The 10,366-nt window shown below is 63.6% G+C and carries 8 protein-coding genes; 4 read left to right on the forward strand and 4 right to left on the reverse strand.

The window, feature by feature from the left end; genetic code table 11:
• Positions 1 to 344 precede the first annotated feature (344 nt).
• The 4 genes from purD to CLI93_RS13865 form a co-directional block, all read right to left on the reverse strand.
• The gene (gene purD / locus CLI93_RS13850; protein ID WP_095543380.1) at positions 345 to 1,652 is read right to left on the reverse strand and encodes a phosphoribosylamine--glycine ligase; all 1,308 of its coding nucleotides are present in this window, start codon (positions 1,650 to 1,652) and stop codon (positions 345 to 347) included.
• 66 nt (positions 1,653 to 1,718) lie between these two features.
• Positions 1,719 to 2,444: a YebC/PmpR family DNA-binding transcriptional regulator gene (locus tag CLI93_RS13855; RefSeq protein WP_095543379.1), complete on the reverse strand. Its 726-nt coding sequence runs from the start codon at positions 2,442 to 2,444 to the stop codon at positions 1,719 to 1,721.
• A gap of 166 nt (positions 2,445 to 2,610) precedes the next feature.
• Positions 2,611 to 4,767, reverse strand: coding sequence for a TonB-dependent receptor domain-containing protein (locus CLI93_RS13860; protein WP_095543378.1), 2,157 nt, complete (start codon positions 4,765 to 4,767; stop codon positions 2,611 to 2,613).
• A 171-nt stretch (positions 4,768 to 4,938) separates the two neighbouring features.
• Positions 4,939 to 6,240, reverse strand: a complete 1,302-nt coding sequence (locus tag CLI93_RS13865) for a hypothetical protein (RefSeq protein WP_238945913.1) — start codon at positions 6,238 to 6,240, stop codon at positions 4,939 to 4,941.
• A 173-nt stretch (positions 6,241 to 6,413) separates the two neighbouring features.
• Between CLI93_RS13865 and CLI93_RS13870 the strand changes: the two genes are divergently transcribed.
• The 4 genes from CLI93_RS13870 to cysK all read left to right on the forward strand — a co-directional run bounded on the left by CLI93_RS13870 (position 6,414) and on the right by cysK (position 10,128).
• Positions 6,414 to 7,256: a BON domain-containing protein gene (locus CLI93_RS13870; RefSeq protein WP_238945912.1), complete on the forward strand. Its 843-nt coding sequence runs from the start codon at positions 6,414 to 6,416 to the stop codon at positions 7,254 to 7,256.
• Between the two features lie 27 nt (positions 7,257 to 7,283).
• Entirely contained in the window at positions 7,284 to 8,051 is a 768-nt protein-coding gene (locus CLI93_RS13875) for a class II glutamine amidotransferase (RefSeq protein ID WP_095543376.1), read from the forward strand.
• Positions 8,052 to 8,107: 56 nt separating this feature from the next.
• On the forward strand, positions 8,108 to 9,073 hold the full coding sequence (locus CLI93_RS13880; protein ID WP_095543375.1) for a LysR substrate-binding domain-containing protein: 966 nt from the start codon (positions 8,108 to 8,110) through the stop codon (positions 9,071 to 9,073).
• Positions 9,074 to 9,207: 134 nt separating this feature from the next.
• Positions 9,208 to 10,128, forward strand: a complete 921-nt coding sequence (gene cysK / locus CLI93_RS13885; RefSeq protein WP_095543374.1) for a cysteine synthase A — start codon at positions 9,208 to 9,210, stop codon at positions 10,126 to 10,128.
• Positions 10,129 to 10,366 lie beyond the last annotated feature (238 nt).

Consider the following 10,366-nt stretch of genomic DNA (forward strand, 5'->3'; position numbering starts at 1 on the left):
GGCTTGGCAGCGCCGGTGCAGAGCTTGCGCCTGCCAAGATGCGTGGCGCATTGTAGGTGCCTTGCCGTAGTGCGAATGGGCACATGCACACTGTTACCTGTGTTTCGGCCTTGCTGATTGCCCTGGCAGGCAGGCGCTTGCCAGGGCGCGCTGGCGGCGCGGAATGGCTCAGCGGTCTCAGAGCCTGTTCAAAATCTTTGCACGGCGGTCAAGAGAGCGGATTGGGGCGCTCTGCTGCGCCCGCAAAGCCTCGCCATAGCCCCAGAGCTATGGCTGCGTTTTGCGCCTTGCAGCCCACCCCAAACCGCTTCTTGCCCACTCGCGCCGAGATTTTGAACAGGCTCTCAGCCGGCCTCGCCCCGACCCTGGCTTTTGATGGCGCGGTGGCCAATGTCCTTGCGGTATTGCGCGCCGTTGAACTGAATCTGGCTGAGCACGGCATAGGCGCGCTGCTGGGCCAGCTTGACGTTGTCGCCCAGCGCGGTCACGCACAGTACGCGGCCGCCGCTGGTGTTGATGACGCCCTCCTCCAGCGCGGTGCCGGCGTGGAAGACCACGGCATCGTCAAACGCATCGTCGCTGGGCAGGCCGCTGATGGCGTCGCCCTTGCGCGGCGACTCGGGGTAGCCGTGCGCGGCCATGACCACGCCCAGCGCCACGCGCCGATCCCAGGCCAGCTCGACCTGATCGAGCCGGCCGTCCACTGCGGCGCTGAGCACTTCGAACAAGTCGCTCTTGAGGCGCATCAGAATGGGCTGGGTTTCCGGGTCGCCCATGCGGCAGTTGAACTCCAGCGTGCGCGGTTGGCCCTGGGCGTCGATCATCAGGCCAGCGTAGAGAAAGCCGGTGAAGGGGATGCCGTCGCGCTCCATGCCGCGGATGGTGGGCAGGATGATTTCGCGCATGGCGCGGGCGTGCACGTCGGCCGTGACGATGGGCGCGGGCGAGTACGCGCCCATGCCGCCGGTGTTGGGGCCCTGGTCGCCGTCGAGCAGGCGCTTGTGGTCTTGGCTGGTGGCCAGCGCCAGCACGTTCTTGCCATCGCAGAGCACGATGAAGCTGGCTTCCTCGCCGCTGAGGAACTCCTCGATCACCACGCGCGCCTGGCCCTGGTTGTGGGCCGCGCCGTAGCGGTTGTCCAGCAGCATGTCGTCCACCGCCTGGTGGGCCTGCTCGATGGTCTCGGCCACGACCACGCCCTTGCCAGCGGCCAGGCCATCGGCCTTGACGACGATGGGCGCGCCCAGCCGGTCGATGTAGGCCTTGGCCGCATCCGGGTCACTGAAGGTGTCGAAGGCGGCGGTGGGGATGCCATGGCGCTGCATGAAGGCCTTGGAGAAGGCCTTGGAGCTTTCCAGTTGCGCGGCGGCCTTGGTGGGGCCGAAGATGCGCAGGCCGTGGGCGCGAAATTCATCGACCACGCCAGCTGCCAGCGGGGCTTCGGGGCCGACCACCGTCAGCGCCACTTTTTCGCGCTGCGCCCATTCGCGCAGGGCCTGGGGCTCGGTGATGGGCAGATTGGTGAATTTTGGGTTGCGCGCCGTGCCGCCGTTGCCGGGGGCAACGAACAATTGGGTCACGCGCGGCGATTGCGCCAGTTTCCAGGCCAGAGCGTGTTCGCGGCCGCCAGAGCCGATGACGAGGACTTTCATACGGGGGTCAGACAAAGGGGATTGGGGCTGGGCCAGGCACGGCGGCCAAGGCCGTGCGGCGCAATGTCACAGCGCCAGCTCGGCGTTGTGGTAGACGTCCTGCACGTCGTCCAGATCTTCGAGCACGTCCAGCAGCTTTTGCATGCGCTGGGCGTCTTCGCCTTCGAGGGCGATGCTGTTGTCGGCGCGCATGGTCACCTCGGCCATTTCTGCGTTAAAGCCTGCCGCTTCGAGCGCGTTTTTCACGGCTTCGAAATCGCTCGGCGCGCACAGCACCTCGATGGCGCCTTCGTCGTCGCTGATGACGTCGTTGGCGCCAGCCTCCAGGGCCACTTCCATCAGCTTGTCCTCATCGGTGCCGGGGGCGAAGAAGAGCTGCCCCACGTGCTGGAACTGGAAGGCCACCGAGCCTTCGGTGCCCATGTTGCCGCCGTACTTGTTGAAGGCGTGACGCACTTCGGCCACGGTGCGCTGGCGGTTGTCGGTCATGGTGTCGACGATGATGGCCGCGCCGCCGATGCCATAGCCCTCGTAGCGGATTTCCTCGTAGTTCACGCCCTCGAGGTTGCCCGTGGCTTTGTCGATGTTGCGCTTGATGTTGTCGGCCGGCATGTTGGCGGCCTTGGCCTTGTCGATGGCCAGGCGCAGGCGCGGGTTGGCGCCCGGGTCGCCGCCGCCGGCGCGGGCGGCCACGATGATTTCACGGATCAGGCGCGTCCAGATGCGGCCGCGCTTCTCGTCTTGGCGCCCTTTGCGGTGCTGAATATTGGCCCACTTGCTATGCCCTGCCATGGGTGCTTGCCTCGTCTTTCCATGCCGTGTGCGTGGCTGCCATGCCTGCAGCGGCGCGCATCATCGGCGTCATTGAACAAAAGGGCGCATTTTACGAAAACGAAACAGCCGCCCTGGCCTGTGGCCGAGGCGGCTGATGGGGCGCCCGAGTTGGGCCAGAGCTTGCTCAGAACTCCAGCTTCAGGCCCAGCGTCAGATTGCGCCCGCGCAGTGGCGAGGCTTCCTTGACGAAGGAGCTGGGGTTGAAGGCCAGCTCGTCCAGCGCGTTGGACAGTTGTGCATACAGGCTGTAATGCCCCCACGCGCCCATGCGCTGGCGCCAGCTGGCGTGCAGGTTGAGCATGTCGTAGGCTGGGGTGCGGGTTTCATAGTGGGTGATGCGGTTTTGGGCGAAGCTGTGGTACCACTCGGCCCCGGCCGACCAGGGCCCGGACTGCCAGAGTGCGTTCAGGCCCAGGCGATGGGCGGGTTGGCGCGGCACGCGCGCGCCCGCGCCGACGAAGTGCGCCCGCACCATGTCGGCGTATGCGCCCACGCGCCACTGGCTGTTGAGCTGATGACTGATGCGCGCTTCCAGGCCCTTGAACACGGCGTCGTGCTGGCGGTAGTCGATCAGGCGGAAGTTTTCGTGGCGGTCTGTGGTGTGGGCGTAGATGTAGTGGTTGATGCGGTTGTAGAAGGCTGTGAGCTCATAGCGCGTGGCGCCGCTGTTCTTGCGCAGCGTGAGGTCGAGGTTGTTCGATTGTTCGGCCTTGAGGCGGCTGTTGCCGCGCTCCCACGTGTTGGTGGCCAGGTGGATGCCGCCTGCAAACAGCTCTTCGGCCGTGGGCGCGCGCGAGGAGCGCGAGGCGCTGGCGGCCAGCACGTAGCCAGGCGCGAACTGCCAACTGGCGCCGGCCGAGAGCGAGCCCATGTGGTGCCGCACGCTGCCGCTGCGGCGCTGGCCCATCAGCCGGGCGTTCTGCCATTCGTAGCGCCCGCTGAGCTCCAGGCGCCAGTCGCCCAAGCGGTATTCCTCCAGCGCAAACAGGGCGCGGTTGCTGGTGTCGGTGGGCTCGACGTAGGCTTCGTTGCCCACGGCGCTGAACTCGCGGCGGCTGTGCTGCAAGCCAATCAGGCCGCGCAGCCGGCCGGCGCCCAGCGCGATGGGCTGGTGTTCGAGCTCCAGGCGCGCATCGTGGGCCTGGTTCTTGAAGGTGGTGCCAATCTCCCCATGGTCGATTTCATCGTGCCGGTAGTCGGTGACGCTGGCGCGCAGGCGCGCGCGTGAAAAGCCCGGCAGCGGCTCGCTCCACTGGCCGCGCAGGTCCCAGCGCTCGGTGTCCATATCCACCAGGGCAATATGGTCCTCGTCGTGGCCATGCGCGCAATGCAGGTGCTGGCCGTGCCAGTGGCAGCCCGGCGGCGCTGGGCGCGGGTCGTGGGCATGGCCGTGGCTGCCGCAGTGCAGCGAGTTGCCGTGCAGGTGGCAGTCTTCGTATTCGTGGCTGTGGCCTGGCAGGCCGTACTGGCTGCGCAGGCGGCTGTAGGCCAGGCCCAGGTAGCCGCGCTCATGCACCAGCGCGCCGCCGACGCTGCCGTACCAGGTGGCGTTGTGGGAGCCGCTGACGCGCTCGCTGCTCCAGCCGCTGCCGACGCGGTACTCGCCGGCCGAGCGTTTGAGGCCCTCGACGTGCAACGCCAGCGGGCCGCGCCCGCCTGTCAGCGCGAAGGCGCCTGTGCCTTCGCGGGCGCTGCTGTCCTTGCGCAGCTGCAACTGGCCTTCATACCCTTTGTCTGGCACGGCCGTGGGCACGCGGCCATCGCGCAGATTGACCACACCGCCAGTGATGCCGCCGCCATACAGCAGGGTCGAGGGGCCACGCAGGATTTCCACCTCCTGCGCCAGCATGGGCTCGATGGCCACGGCGTGGTCCGGGCTGGATGTGGAGGCATCCTGCACTTCGCTGCCATCGCTGAGGATGCGCACCCGGGCGCCATCGGCGCCGCGGATGACCGGGCGCCCCGCGCCTGCGCCGTAGTGGTTGTTGCGCACGCCGGGCAGGCCCTCGAGGGTATCGCCCAGCGTGGCCGAACCGCGCAGCTGCAGATCATCGGCATCCAGCAAATCCACGGGCGTGGCCGACTCCTCCAGCGGGATGTCCAGAGCGCGGCCGCTGACGCTGACCTCCGCCAGCTCAGGCGTGCTGGCGGTTGCAGTTGCGGAGGCCTGCTCCTGGCCGGCGATCGACTGAGTCTGGGTTTGTGCCTGGGCCAGTGGCTGTGCGCCCAGGCTGGCACACAGCAATGCCAGGGCGTGCAATGGGAAAGATGCTTTGGTCATGGCGATGCAGAAAAAATGGGACGGTGAGACAAGCCACCGGGGCAGTGCCAGCCACGGTTGGCCTGAAAACAAACGCTGCCGCACGAGGCGGCAGGCGGTGAAGAAACAAGGCGCTGGCAAGAAGGTGGCCAGGCGCGGGCGGTGCTTGCACACGCGCGCCTGGCCCGTCCATCAGTGCTTGTGCTCGGGCAGGCCCAGCCAAACCATGCCGGTGGGGCTGAAGTTCAGCGCAATGCTGCCTTGCACACGGGCCTCGTCGAGGTCGATGGCGTGCAGACGCTGGCCCTGCGGATCGCTCAGCCAGGCCTTGTCGTGGGCGGCGCTGACGGCGAAGCTGGGGTAAGGCGCCTTGGCGGGCATGTTAGCGATCACGCCGGCGATCTCGGCGCGCTTGCGCCAGGTCTTGACGTCCAGAATGTGTACGGTGCCAGTGCTGTCGAGCACCAGCAGGTTTTCGCCTTCGGCATCCATGGCGTGCGCACGGCGGATCAAGCCCTCACCCCACTGGATGCGGCTGATGCGCCCTGCTTGCGGATCGATCTCGAACAAATGGCCAGGGCCGGCGATGCCGACAAACTTGTCGTAGTGCGCATTGCCAATGATGGTGCCGATGCGCACGTTCTCGCCGATGTCGGCAGGGTTGTCGATCTTGCGGGCGGTGAAGGTATCGCCGTCTTGCTTGATCACCAGAATGCCGTCGCTGCAGCCGAAAGCGGAGTACTTTTCATTGGAGTAGCTGCCATGCAGCATCGGGCACTGCTCATCGAAGCGGCGCTCGAAGTGGTAGTGGTCGTCATGGCGGTGGTAGAGCTCGACTTGGCTGGGCAGGGTCGAGCCGCCGGGCGTCACCTCTGCGCGCCAGGTGGTGAGCAGCCAGTCGCCGCGCGGCTCGGCCGTGCCGTGCATGGGCAGCGACAGGTTTTGTGTGGCCAGCGCCGCTGCGTGGGGCTTGCCAATGCTGGCATCGGTGAGCACGGCGATGGAGGCATTTTGGCCCGCTGCGGTATTGCCATCGAAGAAGATGGCCGCCTGGCCGGCGTGCCGCTCATAGTGCGTGGGGCGCGAGCCAGTCAGGCGGGTGGGCAGCAGCGCCGGATCCTTCATGTAATCGTGCAAATGGTTGCCATGGTCTTCTTGCCAGATGCCGCCGTCGATGAACTGCGCCTGGTTTTGCGCGCGCTGCGGCAGCACGGCGTAGCGGTTGTTCGGGCTGGGGTAGATGGCCGAGGCGGGGTTGTCCAGCGTGAAGCTTTGCAGCAGACGCCCTTTGTCCAGATCAATGACGTGGACCTGGGGGCTGCCAGCTTCCAGTGCGACCAGGCGCCCAGCCGTTTCGATGTGGGGATGGGAGTGGTCGTCGTCTGCTGGCGGCTTGGTGTCCAGATCATTGCTGCCACCGCCACATGCGGCCAGGGCCATTGCACATGCCAGCACCAGTGTGCTTTTTTGCCAATGCCATACAAATTGCGCCATGAAAAACTCCTGTTGTGAAAATAAATTATCAACAACGCAAATTATAGTGATAAATCATTCTTGAATTCGGCGCGGTCGGCCAAGCGTGCCGTAGCACGCTTGCTGTGTGCAGCAAGGTGCTGGAGGCAAAGGCCATAGGGCAGCCGGATATGGTATGTTTCCGGTCGCATCGCATGCAGGCGGTGCGCGGCCTGGTTTCAGTGCCTGTTCAAAGCCTCTTTACGGTCGGCAAGAATGCGCGCGCGAACGGATCGCCGCGTGCAAGGCTTCTCTATTGCAGGTTTGATATTGCGCCCGTAGTTTTGAGCAGATGCCCAGGCACACGGCATGAATGGGAAGTGCACTTTATGTATTTGAAGCGGTTTGTGGCGATTGCATGGATGGGCGTGGCGGGGCTGTCAGGGCTGACTGGCTGCGCACCCTTGATTGTTGGGGGGGCTGTGGTGGCTACCTCCGTAGCGCTGGATCGCCGCACTGCGGGTGCGCAAGTGGACGATCAGGCAATCCAGTTGAAGGTGCGCACTGCATTCAGTGAGCAGCTGGGCGAGCAGGCCCACATCAACGTCAACAGCTACAACCGCCGCGTGCTGTTGACTGGCGAGGTGCCCGATGAGGCACAGCGCCAGCGCGCGGCGCAGTTGGCCAAAGAGGTGGAAAACGTGCGCGGTGTGTACAACGAGTTGCAAGTCATGCCCGCCAGCAGCTACTCGCAGCGCTCGCGCGATACCTGGATCACGGGAAAGGTGCGCAGCCAGATATTGGCTACTGAAAATTTGCCAAGCAAATCCCTGCAGGTGACGACGGAGCAGGAGGTGGTGTACCTGCAAGGCTTGGTCACGCCTCGCGAGGCGGAGGCGGCCACCCAGGCCGCCCGCGCGGTATCGGGGGTGCGCAAGGTGGTGCGGATGTTTGAGCTGATTTCCGAGCAGGAGCTGCAGAAGACGCTGGCTGAGCGTGAGGCCAGGGCTGCACAGAGTGCGAATGCCTTTCACGAATCGGGTGGCCCCAATCAATAAGCGACAGGCGCTGACGGCGTATTGATCATGTGCCAATTGCTTGGAATGAATGCCAAGAACCCGACAGACTTGACGTTCAGTTTCACGGGTTTTGCGCAGCGCGCAGGGCGCACCGGCGATCATGTGGATGGCTGGGGTATGGCGTTTTTTGAAGGCCACGGGGTGCGCCACTTCGTGGACCATCAAAGCGCCATGAAGTCGCCGGTCGCGGAGCTGATTCGGCGCTATCCGATCAAAAGCACCAATGTCATCGCCCATATCCGAAAGGCCACGCAAGGCGCAGTGGCCTTGTCGAACTGCCATCCGTTCGTGCGTGAGCTGTGGGGCAATTACTGGGTATTTGCGCACAACGGTAACCTGGTGGGCTTCGATGCGCGCCTGCATGGCCACTTTCATCCGGTGGGCGGCACTGACAGCGAACTGGCGTTTTGCTGGATCATGCAGGAGCTGGCCAAGTCGCACGCAGGCGTGCCCAGTATTCAGGAGATGACCTTGACGCTGCGGGAGCTGGCTGCGCGCATTGCGCGGCATGGCACGTTCAACTTTCTACTCTCCAATGGCGATGCCCTCTGGGCCCACGCGACGACTCAACTGTGCTACACCGAACGCGCCTGGCCTTACTCCATGGTGTCGTTGAGTGATGAAGATTTGAGCGTGGATTTCTCCCAGCACACCAGCCCAGACGACAAGACTGCCATCATCGTGACGGCGCCGTTGACCAGCAATGAAGCCTGGGTGCCCTTTGCATCGGGGGAGCTCAAAGCCTTTGTTGATGGTCAGCTACAGGCTTTTTGAAGGCGGGCCCATTTCTTGTCAGGCACACAGGCACATCGCACAGCCGCCCTACTCCCATGACGCTGACAGAGCTCAAATACATTGTTGCCGTGGCGCGCGAGCGGCACTTTGGCCGTGCGGCCGAGGCCTGTTTTGTGTCGCAGCCCACGCTCTCGGTGGCGGTCAAGAAGCTCGAAGATGAGTTGGGCGTGCGCATCTTTGAGCGCAGCTCTGGGGAGGTCAGTGTTACGGCACTTGGGCAGCGCTTGGTGGCGCAGGCGCAAAACGTCCTCGACCAGGCGCACTTGCTGAAAGAAATTGCGCAAAGCAGCGCAGACCCCCTGCAAGGCCCGTTGCGCCTTGGCGTGATCTACACCATCGGCCCTTACCTGCTGCCCAAGCTGGTGCGTGAGACCATTGCCCGCACGCCACAGATGCCGCTGATGCTGCAAGAGAACTTCACCACACGGCTTTTGGAGATGCTGCGCGCCGGGGAGATTGACTGCGCTATCCTGGCCGAGCCCTTCCCCAGTGCGGGCCTGGCCGTGGCCGAGTTATACGACGAACCTTTCTGGGCGGCGGTGCCTGCCGACAGCCCGCTGGCGCAGCAACAGCTCATCACCACCAGCGCTCTAAAAAAGGAAAACATGCTGCTGTTGGGTGCTGGGCATTGCTTTCGCGATCATGTGCTGCAGGTTTGTCCGGAATTCGCCCGCTTTTCGGACAGCGAAGGCATCCAAAAGTCCTTTGAGGGCTCATCACTGGAAACCATTAAGCACATGGTGGCCGCAGGTATGGGTTTGACCCTGGTGCCGCGCCTGGCCGTGCCTGATGGTGTGATTGCGCAGCGATCATTGCCCCGAGGCAGTGACGAACTCATCCACTACCTGCCTATTGAAGACGATGGTACACACGCAGCGCCCATGCGGCGGGTCGTTCTGGTTTGGCGCCGCAGCTTCACCCGCTACGAAGCCATCGTCGCGCTGCGCAATGCCATCCATGCTTGTGAGTTGCCCGGAGTGGTATGGCGTCATGCACAGTGAGGCCGGCGCAGCAGGGGTTGGGCGCTCAGCGCCTTGATCTCGGGCCATAAGCTCATTGCGAATAAGTCATAAAAGGCCTTGGACAATGCGATCAAGTGCCGCCGAGCGGTGCTGTCATTTTTTAGGAGGAAACCATGCCTTTTCGCAACGTACTCGAAACCATTGGCCGTACCCCACACATTCGCATCAACCGTTTGTTTGGACCGGACGCGAACGTCTGGGTCAAGGCCGAGCGAGCCAATCCCGGCGGCTCCATCAAAGACCGCATCGCTCTGGCCATGGTCGAAGAAGCAGAAAAGGCCGGCGTGCTCAAGCCTGGCGGCACCATCATCGAGCCCACTTCTGGCAATACAGGAGTGGGCCTGGCCATGGTGGCTGCGGTCAAGGGCTATCAGCTTGTTCTCGTCATGCCCGAAAGCATGTCCATTGAGCGGCGGCGCCTGTTTCTGGCCTATGGCGCACGCTTTGACCTGACACCACGTGAACTGGGGATGAAAGGAGCCATCGCGCGTGCACAAGAATTGCAAGCACAAACACCAGGCGCTTGGATTGCGCAGCAGTTCGAGAACTCAGCCAATGTCGATGTTCATGTGCGCACGACCGCTGAGGAAATCGCGGCGGATTTCCCTGAGGGGCTGGATGCCATCATCACCGGCGTTGGCACTGGCGGGCACCTCACCGGAGTGGGGCGAACCCTCAAAGCCCGTTGGCCACAGTTGAAGGTCTTTGCCGTTGAGCCTGCCGCGTCGCCCGTGATCTCTGGAGGCCTGCCTGCACCTCACCCCATCCAAGGCATTGGGGCTGGATTCATTCCTCGCAACCTGGATACCAGTGTGCTCGACGGAGTCATCCAGGTTGATGCAGAAGACGCAAAAGAATATGCACGTCGCAGCGCGACCCAAGAGGGACTGCTTGTCGGCATATCTTCCGGCGCTACTCTTGCGGCCATTGCGCAGCAATTGCCCAAGCTTCCCGCGCAAGCCAGGGTGCTAGGCTTCAATTACGATACGGGCGAGCGTTATCTGTCAGTGGAGGGCTTCTTGCCGCAGGCATGAGGCGTATCGGGACCGCGCATCCCCTGTGCCTCCGTGCCCCGATAGGCCATGCAGTCCAGACAAGGCCCCTGCTCTTTGTTCGCGAAATACTTGCGCTCGTTGAAAAACTTATGTTATAGTCACGCCTTCGCTTGATTGCAGCTGCTCTATTGGGTGGTTGCGGTGGCAGATGCTGTTGAGGTTAGTTGACTGACTCAAAATTTCTGCTACAATGTGGAGTTTCCTCGAAAGCCTGGTT

The organism is Vandammella animalimorsus (assembly GCF_002288875.1).
Classification (GTDB): domain Bacteria; phylum Pseudomonadota; class Gammaproteobacteria; order Burkholderiales; family Burkholderiaceae_C; genus Lampropedia; species Lampropedia animalimorsus.